Genomic DNA, 19,879 nt, shown 5'->3' with positions numbered 1-19,879 from the left:
CCCGATGATCGGTCCGATTCTGCTCGCCCTGCTCGCCGTGGCCCTTCTGGTGCTGGGGATAGGCCTGATGCGCAACGGTCTGCGCAAGGCCCAGACCGACCGGGTATTGGAACGCCTGGCCGAAGGGCAACCCCAGGCCATGAAAGACAACGCGGTGACCACCAGCCTGGAACGCACGTTTATCCGTGCAGGCCTCGGCCGGCCAACCGAGCGCCTCGGCCTGTGGCTGACCCTGTGGGCCTTTGGCGCCCTGCTGGGGGGGCTCGTGGGCCAGTGGATAGGCTTGTTTGTGATGGTGGCGGCACCGCCCTTGGCACTGCGCCTGTACATCGCCGTACGCTACCAGCGGCGGCTGCGCCGGATGATCGAACAACTCCCGCAATTGCTCGATCACGCCGTACGCAGCCTGAAATCCGGACGCACCCTGGCGGACGCCATCCTGAGCGGAATCGATGCCAGTGACGACCCGTTGAAAAAGTCCATGGGCCGTATCAAGCGCAATGTGCAATTGGGTGTCAGCCTGCCGGAGGCCGCTCATGACTATGCCGAGTTTTATGAACAGGATGAATTGCGCCTGTTTGCCCTGGGCCTCAAGGTCAACCACCGCTACGGCGGCAACGCCAGTGAGCTGCTGGAAAACCTGATCAAGATGATCCGCGAGCGCGACCAGGGCGCACGGCAATTACGCGCCATGACCGGTGAAACCCGGGTGACCGCGCTGGTGCTGGCGGTACTGCCGGTGAGTGTCGCGGGCTACTTCCTGCTCGTTAATCCGACGTACCTGATGGCCATGTGGGATGACCACAGCGGCCAACGCCTGATGCTCGGTGCGTTCGCCTTGCAAGTCATCGGATGCGTGGCGCTGTGGCGCATGTTGCGGAGTATCTGAGATGGCGATACTGATCAGTGCCGTATTGTTTCTTGCCGCGTTATCACTGCTGCTGGCGAATATCCTGAGCAGTCGTCGTCAACAACGCGTGGTCGCCCAGCGGCTGCAGGGCGAGCCAGGCCGCAATGACAAAATGAGTGAGTGGTTGCACCAGTTGGGCAGCACCCGGATCGGCCAGCGCACCATCAGCCTCGATAACGAAACCCAAATCCTGCTCAACCGCATGGGCTGGAGAAAAACCAGCCAACGCTCGATGTTCGCCGCTTGCCAGATCGGTTCACCGATAGTTTTGCTGGGGCTGACCGCGATGACACTGAAGCTGTTCTTTCCCGGCACTGAGCATGAGTTTGTGATCTCCCTGCTGGGCCTGATCATCGGCTACCTGCTGCCCAAGCGAATACTGGTGGCACTCGCCAAAAGGCGCCAGGGGAAAATCTCCCGGGAAGTAGCGACCTTCATCCCTCTGGTGCGCATTCTGTTTGAGTCAGGCATGGCCGTGGAGCAGGCGCTGCGGGTCATGGCCTACGACGCGCAAAAGTTGCTGCCGGTACTGACCGCCGAACTGCGCCTGGTGCTGGCACGCGTCGATTCCGGGCTGGAACTGGGGGAGGAATTGAACAAGGCCAGCCAGATGCTGGACGTCGATGAACTCAGCGACACGTGCCTGATCCTCCAGCAGCTTCTGCATCAGGGCGGCGGGGCGATGAAGTCGCTGCAATCGCTCAAGCAGTTGCTGGATGACCGGCGCCTGACCCGCCTGCAGGAATACATTTCCAAGATGTCCGCCAAAATGTCCGTGGTGATGATGCTGTTCCTGTTTCCCGCATTACTGATCGTATTGGCCGGCCCTGGCTTTATCGCCATCGCCAAAGCCTTCGTGCCTTGAGAGGACATGCAATGAAGACATTGATGGTCGCCTGCAGCCTGTTGTTGTTAAGTGGTTGCGCCAGTAACGGGCAACTGCCGTGGGCGGGTTTCAGCGCGCAGGGCAGTTGTGCCAAGCCCAACTCCGATCAGGAGTTATCGCTGAACCTGGCCGACGACATGGCCAACGAGGGCAAGCTGCACGCCAGCCTGGCCAACCTGCAAAACCTGCCGGACAACCTGCCCCAGGTGCGCCAGCGCCAGGCCAAGGTGTACCGCCTGCTGGGCCGCAGCGAAGCCGAACCGTTGTACCGCAGCCTGCTCGGTACCTGCATGGCTGCCGAAGGCGAGCACGGGCTCGGCCAGCTGGCAGCGGCCAGGGGAGACAACGGCCAGGCCATGGCGCACTTGCAACGCGCGGCCAGGATGTCGCCCACCGACGAGAAAATCCGCAACGACCTGGGCGTGGTGTACCTCAATCAACGGCGCGTGGAAGATGCACGCTTCGAATTCCTCACGGCCATGGAACTCAAGCAGAGCGACCAACTGGCGGCGATCAACCTCGTGACGCTGATGATCTACCAGGACAACTGGGAACAAGCCGCACAAGTGGCCAGCCGCATGGGCCTGAGCCCGGAACAAGTGACGCAAGCCCAGGCCCGGGCGCAGCAACTCAAGGCGCCCGTCTCACCGACGACAGCGCCAAAAGATCAGGTCGCAACCGTAGGCGACGTGCTGCAAGCGCCGGTCAAATAGGTCTCTGAAGGGAGTACACACGATGAAATTCACACTGCTCGCCACGCTGCTGTTCGCCAGCCTGCCGCTGACGGTGCTGGCTATTGAGCCGGGGCCTTCTTCGCCACAGCAAAAACAGACCGAAGGCTGGCTGCAACTGCAGGTCAGTGGCGAACGCGCATCTCCCATCCGGCAGAAGGCCACGCCCGCTGAACGCGACCAGGCCATGCAACGCCTGCTGGACAGTTACAAATACCCTATTCCTGAGTACTACGACCAGAAACTGGGCGGCAACACCCCAGGCAGCAACAACTAATGCGCAGTGACGCGCTGGCGCGCCGCAGAATTGTTCGGCGATAACGCCAGCGCCAACTGGGTTCGGTTGTGCATATGGGTCAGGCGCAGCACTTGGGACACGTAGAGTTTCACGGTGTTTTCAGTGATGCCCAGCTCACAGGCAATCTGGTAGTTGGTCTGGCCCTTGCCTACCAGCCTTGCGACATCCAGTTGGCGGGGCGACAACTGATTGAAGATCGCCGGTATTTCAACCCGGTCAGTGTCGCTGACTTCACCCTCGGCTTCAGTCGACAGGCCGGATTGCGGACTGCTGCGCACCTTGTCGAGGTCATGATAAAGGTCATCGATGGACGCCGAGAGAAACTGCAGCTTCTGGTTCAGGTGCCCCAGGTCGAGATCTTTCTGCCGGTCCTGCAGCGCGACCACCTGGCGTTGCAACCCTTCGAGCAGCTCGCCCAAATTGATCGGCTTCTGGTAGTAATCGGCAATCCCGGCGCGCAAGGCCTTGATCACGTCCTGCTTGTCTGCACGCCCGGTCAGCATGATGGCCTCAAAGGCCCGTTGCTTGCCGGCCAGGTGTTGCAGGGCCTGGACCAGTTCGATGCCATCCATCTCGGGCATATGCAGATCGCACAGCACCAGGCCGATCTCGGCATCGTCGCGAAAACGCTCGATGGCTTCCTGGCTGGATGCGCAAGGGACGCAACGGTAACCGTTGCTTTCAAGAAATTCGCAAAGCTCTTCCACGATCAAAGGCTGATCGTCCACCACGAGCACTTTCACTTGAGAGGTAAGCTTGTTCACGCGCTACTCCATGCCTGGCAAGCAAAAGGACCGATGTATCCATTCCGACCATTTTTCCTATACAACCTACCCATAAACGTAGACGTACTTTCCTACTATGTACATAGCGATACCCTACGTGGCGACTAATGGGATCCAAAACCAGGACAGGCAAAAACCGATCAGTAAAAACGGCACGAACGGCTGCCTGGCCGAATGTGCCGGATCAAGGTACTGCAAGGTATTCCTAAGCCCTTGATTCATCAGCGGCCACACCCTGGGCGCCAGCAACAGCCAGGCTGCGCTCGCGAGGCCGGCGCCGATAAAAGTGCCCAGTACGTAGAGATAGTCGGTTGCCAGCCCCAATGCCGCGATCAGCTTCACGTCACCGGCGCCCAGGCGGCCCAGCGCGTACCCCGGCAGGGTGAACAACAACGCCAGGACAAAGGCCACGCCGCCCTCGACAGCCGGTGCACCGAGCCAGGTCGTACCGCTCCAGAACAGGTAACCCAACGCCAGCAAGGCTGCGCCGAGGGTCAAACGGTTGGAGACCTGACGTAGACGGATATCTTGCACAGCGCACAGCGCGAGCCAAACGACCAGGACGAGGCTTTGAATCACGTAAAAAAAATCCCTTTTTGCTGAATGATTCTATGCTGATATCAGGTAGTAGTAGTCAGGGTAGACGAGTCATGAAAAAAGGCCTCGCTAAAAAGCAAAAAGGTGCCGCCGCGCTGGAGTTCGCGATGGTCTTCATGATTTTTTTTGCCATTTTTTATGGCCTGGTCAGCTACAGCTTGCCGTTATTGCTGATGCAGTCCTTTACCCAGGCCGCCGCCGAAGGCGTAAGACGTAGCGTCGCGCTGGACCCCGCCACGCCTGGCTACGTCACGGCACTGCCGCTGCAGGCCGTCAGTGCGGCGCAGGCACAACTGGCGTGGATCCCCTCCCAGTTCAAATTCCTTCCCGGGTACGTGACGGCCGTCTACAACTCGTCAGGCGTGTTGACGGTGTACATCAACTACCCGACGTCCAGCCTCCAAAGTGTGCTGCCGTTCCTGGTACTGCCAGGCATCGGTACCGTCCCCGCCCTGCCTCCCATGCTGTCCGCCCAGTCGAGCATGCAGTTTTGACCTCAGGCGATAAACTCTTCGGCCGCCTGCTCGGACGCGGCAACCAGCTGCCTGCTGACGCACCGGCAGCGATCCCGGCAACCGCCGCGTTGTTGTTCTACCTGGACGCCCAGGGCCGCGTAATGGATGTCCATGGCCCGCTTCGCCATCGACTCGAACACCCCGCTGCGCAACAGCAACAGGCACCCTCGCTGCTCGACTACCTCACTGCGGCGAGCCGCCTGGTGATCGAGGGCACGCCCAGCGACTGGCAGGGGCAAAGCCTGGACCTGGAGCTCAAGGGGCTCGCCGGGCAAACCCTGCATACCCGTGGCTGGGTTCAACCCGAAGGCAAGGGCTGGCTCCTGCAATTGCTGGACATTGGCGACCTGATTGCCCATCGCCAACTCACCCAGGTGCGCGAACACAATCAACGGGTGAGCGACCAGATCAGCGAGCAACTGCGGGTCTGCAGCCTGGTGCGCCTGCCCGAAGTACTGCAAGACACTCTGCAGGCTATTTCCCAGCACTGGCACATCCCCTGCGTCGCCATCGCCTTGCTGGATGAGCAGGGCCAGGCGTGGTGCATCGAGGGCTGTTACACCGCCCACGATGCGCCGGTACTCTGGAGCAACGGCCAAGCCCTGGGCTCCAGCCTCGACAGCCTGGGCGGCACGGCGCCAGTGAGCCTGGAGGTAAACCGTGGCCACAGCGAACACCCACGCCTGCAAGGCCTGTTTGGCAATACCGATGGTTTTCTGGTGCCCTACCGCGACGGCCTGGGCGTGGGCGCATGGCTGCTGTGCGGGGTGTATCACCGCCAGGAACACACCAGCGACCGTGACTGGTTGCAACTGACCGCCGCCCTCGCGGCACCGCTGCTCGGCCGCCTGCGCGAACTGCGCCATCAACAGCAACTGGAACGCCTCGACGCGCTGCAAGGATTGCTCGGCACCGGCTGGTGGGAGCTGTCCCCACACACTGAAGACCTCGAACTCGCCCCACCGCTGCTGCACACCCTGAGCCAAGGCGAGGCGATCACACAGCTGTCGCTACCCATGTGGCTCAAGCTGATTCACCCTGCCGACCGGGAAGAACTCGCCAGCCGCCTGCAAGACCTGAAGACCCTGGGCAAACCGCTGTCCACCAGTGTGCGCCTGCAACGTGCCGACGCGGCGCTTAACCCCATCTGGTATCGCGTGCAGGGGCAAGCGTTGGGCTCGGGTGAGCATCGCCGCCTGGTGGGCTTCATGCTCGACATCAGCGACATAAAAAACCAGGAGCAACAGGCCGCCGCCGCCCACGCACGCCTGGATAACCTGATCGCCAGTTCCCCGGCTGTGATCTATGTGCAGCGCTACGTCGAGGGCACGCTGCAACCGGTGTTCTTCAGCGACAGTTTGCTGCCGCTGCTTGGCCGCACCCTGGCCGACTTCACCCCGGCGACGCTGAACCAGTGGATCCACCCCGAAGACCGCGACCTCTACTTCGACCGTACCCGCCAACTGCTGCGCGAAGGCAGCGTGCGCAGTCGCTACCGGGTGCTCGACACACAGGGCAATTACCACTGGCTGCTGGATGAAGCCCGGCTGCTGCGCGACGACCTCGGGTTGCCCGTGGAAGCCGTGGGCCTGTGGCTGGATGTGACCGAGACGACCCTGGCGGCGCAACGGGTCAAGGAAAGCGAGGAGCGCTATCGAATCCTCGTGGAAGACTCCCCGGCCATGATCTGCCGCTACCTTCCGGACCTGACCCTGACCTTCGGCAACACGCCACTGGCCAACTACATGGAATGCCTGCCTGGACAGCTGCCGGGCATGAACCTCCGCCAATGGTTGTCGGACGAACAACACGAGGCGTTTGTACTGCGCATCCGCCAGCTCACCCCGGAATTCCCGGTGAGCACCGCCGAAATCAGCCTGCAACTGCCGGGGCGCACACATGCCTGGTGGGTGTGGTCGGACCGGGGCGTGTTCGACGAACAGGGCCAATTGCAGGAAGTGCAGGCCGTGGGCCGCGACAACACCGAAGTGCGCCGCTCCCAGCAGCAACTGACCCAAAGCGCCAAAATGGCCACCCTCGGCGAAATGGCCACCGGCCTGGCCCATGAGATCAACCAGCCGTTGAATGTGATGCGCATGGCCATCGTCAACGTGCTCAAGCGCTTGAGCAACGGTGATGCACAAATCGACTACCTGACGGAAAAACTCCAGCGTATCGACTCCCAGGTCCAGCGCGCAGCCCGCGTGGTAGACCACATGCGGGTGTTCGGCCGCCGTTCGGAAGTCGAACAGCAGCCCTTCAACCCGGCGCAGGCGGTGGAAGGCACCCTGTCGCTGCTCAGTGAAGGCATGCGCGGCAAAGGCGTGGACCTGCGCGTGGCACAGCTAGACGTGACGGTGCAGGTCAAAGGCTATGTCGACCAGCTGGAGCAGGTGCTGATCAACCTGATGGTCAACGCCCGCGATGCCCTGCTGAGCAAACGCGAGCACGACCGCGACCTGCAACCGTGGATCTCGGTGCAGATCGAGCACGACAGCCGCCACGTGCGCATCTGGGTCGAGGACAACGGCGGCGGGATTGACCCGCGGCTGCTGGAGCGGATTTTCGAGCCGTTCTTCACCACCAAGCCGATTGGCGTGGGCACCGGCCTCGGGTTGTCAGTGAGCTACGGCATTGTCGAGAACATGGGCGGCCGGTTGAGCGTCGCCAACAGCGAGCATGGGGCGAAGTTCTGTGTGGAGTTGCCGGTGGTTGAAGCCTAATTCACCAGGGCCGCTTGCCCATGCGGCCGGCAACTGAGGTTGGCGCCCACTTCCACCGCGTTCAGGTTAACCCCAAGGTTCGACAACAGGCTGTTCACCACCGGGTCCAGAATAGGGCTGAGCACTCCGCCAATCACGGTGCCCAAGGTGCTGTTGAGCCCGTTTAGCACTGTGCCCGCCGTCGTCAATAACCCTCCCAGCAGATTGAACCCCGTTGGCTTGTAGACCTGGAACTGGATACCGCTCAACGCGTTACTGATCGCGCTGAGAAGGCTGGCTGTCGATGAGGCGTAGTACTGCGGCGGCAGGTTGATTTCCGGCGGCTGAAGGTACGTGTGGGGGGGCAAGGCACTTGTCGCAGCGCCCACCGGACTGTTGACGCTCAAGCCCAGGCCGCCCCCGTAAAACGGTTTGCGGGTAGACGGATCACAAGTGGTAGGCCCCAGGCCCAGCAAGGGTTTGAAACAGGTAATGGATCCGATATCCACCACCGGCACTGGAGGAATCGGATTAAGGGTGGTGTTGCTGTTGAACGCGTTGATCAGTTGCGGGCTCTGGCCAATTTGCACGGTAACGATCGAGGCATTGGTCTGGGTGGTCAGGGTCTTGGTAGCGTCGCTGACGCAGGTAAATCCGGTGACATAGCTTTCAGCCGTGCCCAGTTGAAGGACCACATCTATCCTGGCGGCCGGCGGGTTTGAGGATGACGACAGCACCTGCAAATTCGTCATCTGGCAATAACCACCCAGTACACACAGCACCGAACTGATGGTTCCTCCCAGGTTCAAGCTCAACAAGTTGTTCAATACATCCGAAAGCGGCCCGACCAAGCCGTTCAGGGCGGCCTGCACCGCGGGAGAATCCAGCGGTGGCAACCCTAACGTCAGGCCGACGCTGATCTGAGCCGTTTTTACGTAAATGCGGGTTGCTGAAGTTTTATCCACGGCAAACCGCGGATCGCCAATAGCGGACAACTGCGGTGGCTGAATCACCTTGACCTGAACACCTGCATTCACCAGGCCCGGAATATTCACCGGGATGGTCGCCACCACCCCGTTCTTGGTATTGGCCAATTGCACAAAGGCTTCGGCCAGCTGGAACACATTCAGGCTGGTATTCAGCCCCGCCGACACCGCCCCCGTTTGCAGCTGCAGCAGGCTGCCCAGGGTGACATCAAGGTTGCCGATTATCGCGTTGATACTGGTAAGACCGCTGACCGCCACGCTGGCTGTATTGCCTCCGGCACTGAGCACCGTAATGGCTGCGTCGACCAGCTGACTGATCTTGACCGTCTTGGTCAGCAGTTGATCGTAGGCTCCGGCCGTGACGCCCACGTTCAACGCCAACTGGTTGAGGTAGCTGAGCAAGTTGATGTTGGTGTCTACCAGGCCCTGCCAGCCTGCCACGCTCAAGTTCAGTGAGCCGCCCAAGAGTTGGCCGAACAACAGGTTCAGTGCTGCTGATTTGCTCGAGTCCACGGTGACCAGGGTCGATTTGATCGTCAGTTGCGCCTGAGGCGGCAGGATCTTCGGCGCCGCCACCGCGACGGCAGACAACTGGGTGTTGAAGTTGTAGCCGCTACCACTGAACAACGCCCAGACCCCCCCGGCAACGCTGGTCATGATCGGGCGCGAGGCAGTCACCTGGATGGCATCGGTCTTGGTCGCGTCTGCGGAGAACACCCGCTGGTTGGTGGCGCCGGTGGTCAGCACGCCGCATTTCACTATCAGGGCGTTTGCTGGCGGGATGACATAACCGTTGCGCACTGCGCTGGCACGGGCATAGGTGGGCGCGGTATTGGTGGCGGGCAGGCAATCCCCCTTACGCTGCACTGCCTCCAGTGCCGCCATATCGGCAATCCCCTGCAACTGGCGTTTTTCCAGGTACAAACGGCTGCTATCAACCACCAGCAACATGAATACCAGCACCATGCCCAGGGTCAAGACCGCCACCAAGCCAACCGCACCGCGCTGCCTTGCAGGCCCGGCGTGGTGACCGGAACGAAGTCGAAGAGACATCGAGCACTCCTTTGCCGGCACACTGCCGAGCGCTTACTCTCCTGTGTTGCTTGGGAGTGTAGTCAAGAGCGGCGGGGGCTGCAGGCCAGTCGCCATAGATCGACGACTGGCGGAGGGCTGATCAGGCGATCAATGCGGCGGGTAGTTGGAAAGCACCTTGGTCACCGTGGCACGAATAGCGGCACTGCGGTCTTGGGGTTCAGGCGAGCTGGCGAGGATCTGCTCATCGCTGCCACGCCACACCAGCTTGCCATCCTTGCCGTCGAGCAAGTCAATCTGGATGGTCGCGACCTTGTAGGTGATGTTGCGGGTTTCGTTATACATCGGCGCGCCCCAGTAACCATTCCACGGGCCGCCCCAGGCGCCGCCGTAATTGGTGGTGACTTGTTGCTGGCGGTCTTCGACGATCAGGTAGGTCTGTACATTCAGGTCAGCCTTGGTGCCCGGCGCCGCAGGACGCAGGCCACGCTGGTCGAGCTGCTCGCCCACGGCCTGGCGGATGCGCTGTTCGGTGAGGTCACTCTTGATCCGCGGGTCATCCGGGCGGTATTGCAGCGCGGGTTCTTTCCAGCTCCAGCTGCGGTAGGCGCCAAAGTCCCGGCTGGCGTCGAAATCATGGTTGACCTGGCTGGTCTGGCAACCGCCCAGCAACACAACAACAGCAAGTGCAGCAATACGACGAAGCATGGTTTTTCTCCAAAAGACAATCCGGGCCTGAGATGAGAATAGCTGCTAACTGGGTGGGTAGGCAGTCATTGCCTTTTGCATCGCCTCACGCAGCGAATCGGCGCGCTCGCTGAGGCTGCCCTGGCTCGTGGTTTCGGCGCTGGTGCTCCATACCGGCTGGCGGGTGCGCGCGTCGAACAGGCTGATGCGTGCCACGGCCACCGTCACTTCATAGGTGCGTACCACCGGCACCGTGTTGTACATGCCGTAGCCGTTGCCATAGCGGTTATAACCGCCGTAACCATAGCCATAGTCGTCCTGGACCTGGCGCAGGCGTTTTTCCAGGCGCACGTCGGCGCTCACCAGCAGGTCGGGGGCGCGGTTGTCATGCAAGGGGCGCAGGCCGCGCTGGTCGAGGGCGCCGCTGACCGCCTCGGCAATCTGCGCCGAATCCGCCCAGGCCGAGCCCGCCGGCAGCTGGTTGTTGAGCCAGGCCCAACTGCGGTAGGCGCCGTAGTCGCGCACCGGCGCCGGGTAGGCGCTGGCATCAAAGGTGTTGGCCGCCTGGGCAGGCGCCGGCGGCATCAGGGCAGACGCCGCCACATACGGGTTGGGGCTTTGGCAACCCGCCAGGCCCAGGCCCAGCAGGATCAGTCCAAGACAGCGCTTCATTTCGACCTCCGCAGACTGGGCCGCTTAAACCGGACGGCAGATCCAGTGCAAATAACGCCCAAGTCCGGCAAAGCTTGGGTGACGACGGTGTGCGAGCTCCATCTCCAACAAATCCTGCAACTCGGCGCGGGCCTGGAATTCCACCGGCATATAGTCGTGGAACACCCGCACGCCACTTTCGGTTTCGACCTGCCACAGGCCCTCTAGTTGCGTCGCCAACTCCCGTGGGTCCAGGGGTTGTTGCGGCGTAAGGCTCTGCTTTTCGCCGGCCATGTCGTTCTTGCGCATTTTGCGGAAGTGGCCTTTGAGCAGGTTGCGGTAAATCAAGGCGTCGCGGTTATAGAAAGCCAGCGACAGCCAGCCACCGGGCGCGGTCAACTGGTGCAGCACCGGCAGGATCGCATGGGGTTCGGCCAGCCATTCCAGCACGGCGTGGCACAGCACCAGGTCATAGGGTTCGGTGAGCTGGCCCAGCAGGTCCTGCCAGGGTGCCTGAATGAAGGTGGCGGTCTGCCCGGCTTCGGCGAAACGCTGGCGCGCGCCTTCGAGCATCGGCTCGGCGGGTTCGGCCAGGGTTACATCATGGCCGCGCTCGGCCAGCCACAGCGACATATGGCCCAGCCCCGCGCCGATATCCAGTACCCGCAACGGGCGGTCCGGCAGCGCTTCAATCAGGTCGGCCTGCAGCACCGCCAGGCGAATCGCGCCCTTGGCACCGCCATAGATCTTCTCGGCAAAGCGGGTGGCCAACTGGTCGAAATGACGGTCGCTCATTTGGCAAACCGCCGTTCGCTGTCGGCCAGCTTGTCCTGTACCACCTGATCCATGTCCAACCCCAACTCACTGCACAACAGCAGCAGGTACAGCACGATGTCACCGACTTCCTGGCCGGCATGGGCGAGTTTGTCGGCGGGCAACTGGCGCGACTGGTCTTCGCTCAACCACTGGAATATCTCCACCAGCTCGGCCATTTCAACGCTGGCGGCCATGGCCAGGTTCTTGGGGCTGTGGAACTGCTTCCAGTCGTTGGTATCGCGGATGCGGTGCAGGCGTTCGGTGAGGTGATCGAGGTTCATGGGGGGCTCCTGAAGGTGTATAGCTTCGGGCGCAAGCCGCGCGAAGGCAAGTGAATCCCTGCGGCCCGTAAACCTCTATGCTAGAAGGGAACTAGCTTGGGCCAATAACGAACAAAGGCTCAGGTTCGGCAGCTACGCCCACCGTCTTATCAGGACACACACATGCAAACAGACTTTTTCGGATGGCTGGGTCTCAAGATCGGCCAGATCATCCACTTTATCGTCGAGTTGTTCAGCGGGCTGTTCAATACCCTGTCCCACGCGGGCGGCGACTTTGTCGACGGGCTGTCCAGATCCTTGGGGATGGACACCTCGATCATCAGCATCCTCATGCTGATTATCGGCTTGATGCTGTTGTACTCGGCGGTGCGCGCGTTTATGCGGGCTTCGATCATCATGGGGATTATCTGGTTGATGCTCGGGCTGTGGGTGCTCAGTTGGGTGGTGCATTAATAAAGGGCCAGCAGGGTAAATCCCTTTAATTTGAGGGACGTTTCCGAGACAATCTTTCGGCCTTGTGCCTGTTGGGATGGGTGGCTAGTCTTCGGCCCTTCACTGCATATCAGTGATCGGGTTTAGTCGCCCGGAATTAGTGAGCGCAAGTTGTCGCCATGCTTCATGGCGGCTGTGCGCAGGGCACCTTCGGGTGCGCCGGGTTCCACTAGCCGGTCGACTAACCTGCGTACAGCCGCCACCCTCGTTTAGTCGCGCGGGTGTCAGCTCCTTACCTTCTAGTGGAGTTACACCATGCATAAGCTCGTCCCCGATCCACCCAGCGACCTCCTCAACGACCGCGCCGCCTTCAATCGCGCCCTCGAACATTACCTGCCATCCCAAGGCTTCCACACCATCAACGAAGACCTGAGCTTCGAAGATTCCCTGCTCTACACCGCCAGCCTGCTCAGCAGCGCCTCGGCGACTGCGCTTGATTGCGGCGAGCTGCTGGAAAGCCCGCAGCGCGCGAAGATCCTGGCGGTTTGGCACTTGCTGGAAATTGCCAAGACCACCGTCGACCGCTCCATCGAATGCCTGCACCCGCGCAAAACCTGACACTACGCGTTCAAAAATGTGGGAGCGGGCTTGCTCGCGAAAGCGGTGGATCAGCCAATACATCCGGCGACTGACACACCGCTTTCGCGAGCAAGCCCGCTCCCACATTGGCCCTGCGGCGCAGCTAATGGACAGTTACACTACCGCTCCCCAAAGGAGCCCGCATGACTTCCCTGCTAACCGACTGGCGCGACCGCCCCACCCACCGCCGCGTGTGGGCCCTCGCCGCGCCGATGATCCTGTCGAACATCTCCGTACCACTGGTAGCGCTGGTGGACAGCATGGTCATCGGCCATCTGCCCCACGCCCACCAACTCGGCGCCGTGGCCGTTGGCGCCAGCCTGTACACCTTCCTCGCCTGGGCCATGGGTTTCCTGCGCATGGGCTCCACCGGCTTTGCCGCCCAGGCCGCCGGGCGCGGTGACGGGGCCGCGCTGCGGCAGATTCTGTTGCAGGGGCTGTTGCTGGCGCTGGGCCTGGCCATAGTGCTCGGCAGCATCGGCATTCCGTTAAGCGGCCTGGTGCTGGACTGGATGCAGCCCTCGCCCGAACTGAACCAGCTGACCCGCGAATTCTTCCACACCCGGCTCTTCGGCCTGCCCGCAGCGCTGGCCAGCTATGCGCTGGTGGGCTGGTTCCTTGGCACCCAGAACGCCCGCGCGCCGCTGGCGATTCTGCTGACCACCAACCTCGTGAACATCGCGCTCAACCTGTGGTTCGTGCTGGGCCTGGATTGGGGCGTGGTCGGCTCGGCCCGCGCCTCGGTGATCGCCGAATGGACCGGCGCCCTGCTCGGCCTGGCCCTCACCCAAAAAGCCCTGCGTGCCTACCCTGGCCATATCGCCTGGGCGGCACTCAAGCTGTGGCAAAGCTGGCGCCCGCTGCTGGCGGTGAACCGCGATATCTTCATCCGCAGCCTGGCCCTGCAATCAGTGTTTTTCATGATCACCGTGCAAGGCGCTCGCTTGGGGGATGCCACGGTGGCGGCGAATGCGCTGCTGCTCAATGGTCTGTTGCTGACGGCCCACGCCCTGGACGGACTGGCCCACGCCGTGGAAGCCTTGTGCGGCCACGCCATCGGCGCCCACGACCGCCAGGCCTTGCGCCGCTCGCTGGTGGTGGCCTGTGGTTGGTCGTTGCTGGCGAGTATCGGCTTCGCGATCCTGTTCGCCGTGTTCGGCCACCTGTTTATCGCCATGCAAACCGATATTCCGAGCGTGCGCGAAACCGCCGACATCTACCTGCCCTACCTCGCCGTACTGCCGTTGATCGCCGTGTGGAGCTACCTGCTGGACGGCCTGTTCATCGGCGCCACCCGCGCCCGGGAAATGCGCAACGGCATGCTGCTGACGGTGGTGATTGTGCTGCCCTTCGCCTGGGCCTTGCAGGGCCTGGGCAACCACGGCTTGTGGATAACCTTCCTGTTGTTCATGGCCCTGCGCAGCCTGACGCTGTGGGCAATTGCCTGGCGCCTGAACAAGCAGGACCGCTGGCTTACTGGCCCGGCGTGAACGTGATAAACGCCGTGACCCGGTCCAGCACGGGCGCCAGCCAGCGCAGCGGCCGGGACATCGACGCCACCAATGTGGCGTGGCTGGTCTTGGTGAAGTAGAACTCCTCCACCGGCACACCCGCCGCTCGCAGCTTTTTCGCCAACCCGCCGGTGTTGCGCTTGGGGTTGACCAGATTGTCGTCCACCGAAGCAATCAACAGGCTGGGGGGTGCGCTTTGGCTCACGTGGTTGATGGGTTGGGAATCGGGCGGCGAGTCCGGGTAGAAGAACACCGGGCGCACATCGCGGTTTTCAATCGGCAGAAAGTCATACGGCCCGGCGAGGCCGATCCATCCCTTGAAGACTGACGGCGACAGGCCAACCCCGGCCAGCCACTGCGGGTCCAGTGCCAGCATTGCCGCGTTATAGGCACCGGAACTGTGGCCCATCACATACAGCTTGCGGGGGTCGCCGCCGTATTCGGCACTGTGCTGATACGCCCACGCGACTGCTTGGGCGCCGTCCTGCAAAAACAGTGGGTAGCGCACTTGCGGGTAAAGCCGGTAATCGGCGATCACCACCACGATGCCGCGCGAGGCCAGGGCTTCGCCGACGAAACCGTAGTCATCCTTGGAGCCGCTGTTCCAGCTGCCGCCATAGAAAAACACCACGACGGGCGCGTCGGGCAAGGCGGTGACGGGGCGGTAGATATCGAGTTTCTGGCGGGGGTCATCGCCGTAGGCGAGGGAGGAGGTTTTGGTGAAGGTGCTGGTGGGGGTGAGTGCGTTGAGCACTTTGATCGGGGAGCAGGCTGCGAGCAGCGTCGCGATGGCCAGGGTGAACACTTGCAGGAGCTTTTTCGACATTATTCAGGCCCTATAAAAACTGCAGGACTTGCGGCGATCCAAATGTGGGAGCGGGCTTGCTCGCGAAGGCGGTGTATCAGTCTGCACATGTATCGACTGACACACCGCCTTCGCGAGCAAGCCCGCTCCCACACTGGATCTCTGTCACATTGAGATCTTTGTCAGCCTGGAAGCGGTGTGCTTACGAGGACAGGTACGACGAACGCGTCAAACCAAGACGCAACGCATCCAGGAACTGAGTCCGCTCCGCCGCCGTGATCTTCGCGCTGGCGCACTTGTCACGGTAGTGAGTCATCAACTCCTCCGGCGACAAGTGCACGTAGCGCAGCATGTCTTCGATGGTGTCGTGGGTCTCGATCCCGGCGCTGTACACCGACCCGTCGTCACGCTGGTAGATGTTCACCGAGTCGGTGTCACCGAACAGGTTGTGCATGTCGCCGAGAATTTCCTGGTAGGCACCCACCAGGAAGATCCCCAGCAGGTAGTCCTCGCCTTCTTTCACAGCGTGCACCGGCAAGCTGGTCTCGATGCTTTGCTCATCCACGTATTGCTTGATCTTGCCGTCGGAGTCGCAGGTCAAATCCTGCAGCACCGCACGGCGCAGCGGTTCTTCGTCGAGGCGATGCAGCGGCAATATCGGCAGCACCTGGCCGATGGCCCAGGTGTCCGGCAGGCTCTGGAATACCGAGAAGTTGCAGATGTATTTGTCGGCCAGCTTGTCGTTGAGTTCGTCCAGCACCTGGCGGTGGGAACGCTGACGGGCTTTCAGCGAGTCGTGCAGGCGGCGGCAGACGGCGAAGTAGCATTGTTCAGCCAAGGCCTTCTCGGCCAGGGTGATCTTGCCGTCGGCGTACTGGGTTGCCACGTCGCTCATGTAGTGAGTGGCGCGCCAGTAGGTTTCGGTGACCATTTCAATGTCGGTCGGGCCCAGCAGGTCCACCAGCCATTGCACGGTTTCCGGCAGGCTTTCCTTGTTCTCGATCAGCGGCACGTCGTCGTTGTGCTTCTCGACGTCGGTAACTTGCACCACCAGCATGGCGTGGTGGGCGGTCAGGGAACGGCCGCTCTCGGAGAAGATGTTCGGGTGCGGCAGGCTCTGCGCGTCGCAGAATTCCTTGAGCATGCCCACGACCACGCCGGCGTAGTCGTCCATGTCGTAGTTGATGGAGCTGGCGTTACGCGAGTGGGTACCGTCGTAGTCCACGCCCAGGCCGCCGCCCACGTCGATGTGGTCTACCGGCAGGCCGAGGTTGCGCAGTTCGCCGTAGTAACGAATGGCTTCCTTGAACCCGTGCTGGTAGTCGGCCAGGTTGGCGATCTGCGAACCCATGTGGAAGTGCAGCAGGCGGATGCCCTGGTCCAGGCCCGCCGCGCGGAAGCGCTCGACCACCGACAACAATTGCGCCGCCGACAGACCGAATTTGGATTTCTCGCCGCCGGTGTCCGCCCACTTGCTCGACGCCAGGGACGACAGGCGCACCCGCAGGCCCACCTGAGGCTTGACCTTGAGGTTGGCGGCTTCTTCGATCACCAGGCCGACTTCGGATTCTTTCTCGATCACGATGAACACGTTGTGGCCCAGCTTCTGGCCCATCAGCGCGAGGCGGATGAACTCACGGTCCTTGTAACCGTTGCAGACGATGGTGCCGCCTTTCGGCGCCAGGGCCAGCACGGCCAGCAGCTCGGGCTTGGAGCCGGCTTCCAGGCCAATGGACACGTCCTGGGTGGCGATGATGTTCTCGATCACCGCTTCCTGCTGGTTCACCTTGATCGGGTACAGCGCGGTGTATTTGCTCTGGTATTCCAGGCGCTCGATATTGGAGTCGAACGCGCCGGTCAACTGGCGCACGCGGTCTTGCAGGATGTCGGGGAAGCGCACCAGCAACGGCAGGGACAGGCCGCTTTTGCGCAGCTCGTCGACTTGCTCGTACAGGTCCACAGGCGTGCTGTTCGGGCCGTTCGGACGGACTTCAACGCGACCGGCATCATTGATCGCGAAATACCCGGCCCCCCAATGGCGAATCCCGTAAACACTGCGGCTGTCCGCAACTGTCCATTGGCTGCCATCGTCTTTGCGTGTGCGTCGTACGGACATCGAAGTCCCCTATAAATGAAGTCGAAGTGCACCGGCCTGATCAGAGGCTGGCGCAGTCTAAAGAATGAAAATGACGATTTGCCTGTGAGAGGGGTAGACCCCACTTGCAGGACAGAGTTTAGACACCGGTCAGGAACAGGCTCTGTGAAAACCATGGGGACGACAGTTCGCGTTCAGCCAGCGGGCTATCGGGGTGGTTTTCACAGAGGCTGCTAGCCGCCGGATTTCTTCGCCTTGTAACCCAGCTTGATCAGCTCGGCCAACAGCAACTCGACGTGGTCGCCCTGGATCTCGATCACGCCGTCTTTCAGGGCGCCACCGGTGCCACAGCGCTTTTTCAGCGTGGTGGCCAGTTCCTTCAAGGCTTCTTCGGCCAGGGGCACGCCAGTGATGGTGGTCACTGTCTTGCCGCCACGGCCCTTGCTCTCGCGACGAACGCGGGCAATACCATCGCCTTCGGGAATCAGGGTTGTTTTGCAGGTACACGCGTCCACGGGCTGGCGACAGTCCGGGCAGTGTCGACCTGCGTCGGTGGAAAATACCAGGCCACCAAGGGCGGCGAAGGATGCGGCTTTTTTGGCCACCGGCAATCCTCTTGGGAGGACAAAGACTGATCGATGGGGTCATCGACCGCGAAGCCCCACTCAGGCAGGGGCAGCGCTACTGAGCCGCCGATGTTCAAACCACTGTAGGAGCGAGCTTGCTCGCGAAGGTCGTCAACGATAACGCGGGCCTTCAGACAGCACGCGTCGTGCTTACGTTTTTCGCGAGCAAGCTCGCTCCTACAGGGTGGAACAACAGCGGTTCAGCCTGAAAAGTCGCGCAGTGTAACGGCAAAAACGCCCCTTGCTAAGAGCCAAATGGCGCCAATTTATGCAACTTTAGCGACGCAGGGCCAAATAACGACGCAACCCTTCCTGGGCATCCGGGCAATAGGGCTTTTGCTCGGCCTCCTGAAGCACCGTGGCCAGGGGCAGAAAGCGCGCCTCCATGACTTCTTCCGGCTGGATTCGCAGCGGCCCGTCCCACACGGCCGAGAACGAGGTGCACCAGAGCCGGCTGTCGCCGTCTTCGAAGTAGAAGTGATCGTGGGCGGTCAGTTCGACGCCGCTGACGCCCAACTCTTCTTCCAGCTCACGGGCCGCCGATTCGGCATAGGACTCGTGAGCCGCCACCATTCCGCCCGCCGCCGTGTCCCAGAAACCCGGGTACATGGCTTTGCTCAGGGTGCGCCGGTGCACACACAGCTCACCGGCCGAGTTGAACAGGAAAATAAAGGTGCAGCGCCCGATCAGCCCGCGCCGGCGCAGATCGGAACGTACGAGGCTGCCGAGCAGGTTGTCCTGCTCGTCGACCCAGGCAATCAGTTCGGCGTCGGAGGCGGCGCGGTGCGCTGCCTCCCTGGTGGAAGCGTCCATCATCAACCCTGGTTCAGGAGCTGACGCAGGTCGATCACTGCAGCGTTGGCCCGGGAAATATAGTTGGCCATGACCAGCGAATGGTTGGCCAGGATGCCAAAGCCACTGCCGTTGAGAATCATCGGGCTCCATACCGGCTCTTGCGAAGCTTCCAGCTCACGAATGATCTGGCGCACGCTGACGGTGGCGTTCTTCTTGGCCAGCACATCGGCGAAGTCGACTTCAATGGCGCGCAGCAGGTGCGACAGGGCCCAGGCCTGGCCGCGGGCTTCGTAGAACACGTTGTCGATCTGCATCCATGGGGTTTCCACCACTTCTTCGTCGACCTGCGGCACTTCACCCGGCGCCAGCGCTTCGGTTTTCAGCGCGGTGTTGAGCTTGACCCGACCCACACTGGCCGACAGCCGTTGCGACAGCGAGCCCAGGCGGGTCGCCACATCACCCAGCCAGTTGTTGAGGTTGTCGGCACGTGCATAGAACAGCGCGCCTTTTTGATTCGGGTCGGACAAGCGCGCTTCGTAGCGGCTCAGGGAATTGATGCCTTCCTGGTATTCCGACTCGCTGGACGGCAGCACCCAGCTCTTGTTGTCGAAGTTGAAGCGCGGTTCGGCCTTGGCCAGGTCTGCGTCTTCCGCCGACTGCGACTGGGAGCGGGCGAAGTCCTTGCGCAGGGCACGGGTCAGGTCACGCACCTGCACCAGTACGCCGTACTCCCAGCTCGGCATGTTGTCCATCCACAGGCCCGGCGGGAAACGGTCGTTGGAAATGTAGCCACCCGGCTTGTTCAGCAGGGTGCCCACCACCGTCTTGAGGGTTTCGACGGTGGTAAAGCCCACCACCATCTGCTTGCCATCCTTCTCGGCGGCAATTTGCGCATTCTGCTGGACCGGGAACAACGCAGGCTCTTCGCTCCAGTACCAACCCAGGGCACCGGTGACCAACAGGTACAACGCAACCAGCGAGAGCAACGCACGGCTCATCAGCAGGTTACGGAAATAGCTGCGGGGGGCCGACTTGGTTTCAGGGGCCGGGCCCTTTGCACTGCCTGCGCGGTTTTTCCAGTCCAGCATGGCGATATCCT

General features: G+C 61.8%; 21 protein-coding genes. 9 read left to right on the top strand and 12 right to left on the bottom strand.

The genetic code is table 11. From position 1 onward, the window contains the following. Positions 1–4 precede the first annotated feature (4 nt). Genes HX814_RS15245 through HX814_RS15230 form a run of 4 tightly spaced genes read left to right on the top strand, consistent with a single transcriptional unit; the run spans position 5 to position 2,804 of the window. Positions 5–889 carry a type II secretion system F family protein gene (locus HX814_RS15245; RefSeq protein ID WP_003212908.1) on the top strand — a complete coding sequence of 295 codons (885 nt, stop codon included), beginning with the start codon at positions 5–7 and terminating at the stop codon, positions 887–889. Position 890: 1 nt separating this feature from the next. Further along, complete coding sequence (locus HX814_RS15240) at positions 891–1,775, top strand: type II secretion system F family protein (protein ID WP_177008344.1); 885 nt, start codon at positions 891–893, stop codon at positions 1,773–1,775. A gap of 11 nt (positions 1,776–1,786) precedes the next feature. After that, positions 1,787–2,509 carry a tetratricopeptide repeat protein gene (locus HX814_RS15235; RefSeq protein WP_087693100.1) on the top strand — a complete coding sequence of 241 codons (723 nt, stop codon included), beginning with the start codon at positions 1,787–1,789 and terminating at the stop codon, positions 2,507–2,509. Positions 2,510–2,531: 22 nt separating this feature from the next. Next, a complete protein-coding gene (locus HX814_RS15230; protein WP_177008343.1) occupies positions 2,532–2,804 on the top strand; it encodes a DUF3613 domain-containing protein in 273 nt (90 codons plus the stop codon). Here HX814_RS15230 and HX814_RS15225 read toward each other — a convergent pair. Both HX814_RS15225 and HX814_RS15220 read right to left on the bottom strand, forming a co-directional pair. Then, positions 2,801–3,589 carry a response regulator transcription factor gene (locus tag HX814_RS15225; protein ID WP_102605218.1) on the bottom strand — a complete coding sequence of 263 codons (789 nt, stop codon included), beginning with the start codon at positions 3,587–3,589 and terminating at the stop codon, positions 2,801–2,803. The two genes, HX814_RS15230 and HX814_RS15225, sit on opposite strands and share 4 nt — an antisense overlap. Positions 3,590–3,703: 114 nt before the next feature. Beyond that, positions 3,704–4,189, bottom strand: coding sequence for a prepilin peptidase (locus HX814_RS15220; RefSeq protein ID WP_003212917.1), 486 nt, complete (start codon positions 4,187–4,189; stop codon positions 3,704–3,706). 71 nt (positions 4,190–4,260) lie between these two features. Here HX814_RS15220 and HX814_RS15215 point away from each other — a divergent pair, with 71 nt between their 5' ends. Both HX814_RS15215 and HX814_RS15210 read left to right on the top strand, forming a co-directional pair. Beyond that, positions 4,261–4,701 carry a TadE/TadG family type IV pilus assembly protein gene (locus HX814_RS15215; RefSeq protein WP_003212919.1) on the top strand — a complete coding sequence of 147 codons (441 nt, stop codon included), beginning with the start codon at positions 4,261–4,263 and terminating at the stop codon, positions 4,699–4,701. Next, positions 4,698–7,445 carry a PAS domain-containing sensor histidine kinase gene (locus HX814_RS15210; protein WP_177008342.1) on the top strand — a complete coding sequence of 916 codons (2,748 nt, stop codon included), beginning with the start codon at positions 4,698–4,700 and terminating at the stop codon, positions 7,443–7,445. The genes HX814_RS15215 and HX814_RS15210 overlap by 4 nt, the downstream gene beginning before the upstream one ends. Here HX814_RS15210 and HX814_RS15205 read toward each other — a convergent pair. The 5 genes from HX814_RS15205 to HX814_RS15185 all read right to left on the bottom strand — a co-directional run bounded on the left by HX814_RS15205 (position 7,442) and on the right by HX814_RS15185 (position 11,877). Next, entirely contained in the window at positions 7,442–9,463 is a 2,022-nt protein-coding gene (locus HX814_RS15205; RefSeq protein ID WP_256343939.1) for a pilus assembly protein TadG-related protein, read from the bottom strand. The genes HX814_RS15210 and HX814_RS15205 overlap by 4 nt on opposite strands. A 129-nt stretch (positions 9,464–9,592) precedes the next feature. After that, positions 9,593–10,150 carry a DUF4136 domain-containing protein gene (locus HX814_RS15200; protein ID WP_003212927.1) on the bottom strand — a complete coding sequence of 186 codons (558 nt, stop codon included), beginning with the start codon at positions 10,148–10,150 and terminating at the stop codon, positions 9,593–9,595. A gap of 45 nt (positions 10,151–10,195) precedes the next feature. Further along, a complete protein-coding gene (locus HX814_RS15195; protein ID WP_177008341.1) occupies positions 10,196–10,801 on the bottom strand; it encodes a DUF4136 domain-containing protein in 606 nt (201 codons plus the stop codon). Positions 10,802–10,825: 24 nt separating this feature from the next. Next, complete coding sequence (locus HX814_RS15190; RefSeq protein WP_177008340.1) at positions 10,826–11,575, bottom strand: methyltransferase domain-containing protein; 750 nt, start codon at positions 11,573–11,575, stop codon at positions 10,826–10,828. Beyond that, positions 11,572–11,877, bottom strand: a complete 306-nt coding sequence (locus HX814_RS15185) for a MazG-like family protein (RefSeq protein WP_003212932.1) — start codon at positions 11,875–11,877, stop codon at positions 11,572–11,574. The genes HX814_RS15190 and HX814_RS15185 overlap by 4 nt, the downstream gene beginning before the upstream one ends. Before the next feature lie 162 nt (positions 11,878–12,039). Here HX814_RS15185 and HX814_RS15180 point away from each other — a divergent pair, with 162 nt between their 5' ends. The 3 genes from HX814_RS15180 (at position 12,040) to HX814_RS15170 (ending at position 14,438) form a co-directional block, all read left to right on the top strand. Next, the gene (locus HX814_RS15180; protein ID WP_003212934.1) at positions 12,040–12,330 is read left to right on the top strand and encodes a hypothetical protein; all 291 of its coding nucleotides are present in this window, start codon (positions 12,040–12,042) and stop codon (positions 12,328–12,330) included. Positions 12,331–12,624: 294 nt separating this feature from the next. Continuing rightward, on the top strand, positions 12,625–12,927 hold the full coding sequence (locus tag HX814_RS15175; RefSeq protein ID WP_023659366.1) for a DUF6124 family protein: 303 nt from the start codon (positions 12,625–12,627) through the stop codon (positions 12,925–12,927). A gap of 164 nt (positions 12,928–13,091) precedes the next feature. After that, complete coding sequence (locus HX814_RS15170) at positions 13,092–14,438, top strand: MATE family efflux transporter (protein ID WP_003217292.1); 1,347 nt, start codon at positions 13,092–13,094, stop codon at positions 14,436–14,438. Here the strand turns inward: HX814_RS15170 and HX814_RS15165 are convergent. From HX814_RS15165 to HX814_RS15145, 5 genes are all read right to left on the bottom strand, one after another. Then, positions 14,422–15,285, bottom strand: a complete 864-nt coding sequence (locus HX814_RS15165; RefSeq protein WP_134325668.1) for an alpha/beta hydrolase — start codon at positions 15,283–15,285, stop codon at positions 14,422–14,424. The genes HX814_RS15170 and HX814_RS15165 overlap by 17 nt on opposite strands. 181 nt (positions 15,286–15,466) lie before the next feature. Then, positions 15,467–17,380, bottom strand: a complete 1,914-nt coding sequence (speA, locus tag HX814_RS15160) for an arginine decarboxylase (RefSeq protein WP_003217295.1) — start codon at positions 17,378–17,380, stop codon at positions 15,467–15,469. Positions 17,381–17,592: 212 nt separating this feature from the next. After that, entirely contained in the window at positions 17,593–17,964 is a 372-nt protein-coding gene (locus tag HX814_RS15155; protein ID WP_003217297.1) for a translation initiation factor Sui1, read from the bottom strand. 297 nt (positions 17,965–18,261) lie between these two features. Continuing rightward, on the bottom strand, positions 18,262–18,798 hold the full coding sequence (locus HX814_RS15150; protein ID WP_008439015.1) for an NUDIX hydrolase: 537 nt from the start codon (positions 18,796–18,798) through the stop codon (positions 18,262–18,264). A gap of 2 nt (positions 18,799–18,800) precedes the next feature. After that, complete coding sequence (locus HX814_RS15145; protein ID WP_003217301.1) at positions 18,801–19,868, bottom strand: DUF2333 family protein; 1,068 nt, start codon at positions 19,866–19,868, stop codon at positions 18,801–18,803. Positions 19,869–19,879: the final 11 nt, after the last annotated feature.

It is taken from the genome of Pseudomonas sp. C8002 (assembly GCF_013385765.1).
GTDB lineage: Bacteria > Pseudomonadota > Gammaproteobacteria > Pseudomonadales > Pseudomonadaceae > Aquipseudomonas.
The sequence above is the reverse complement of the archived record's forward strand: the minus strand, read 5'-3'. Positions and strand labels throughout refer to the sequence as shown.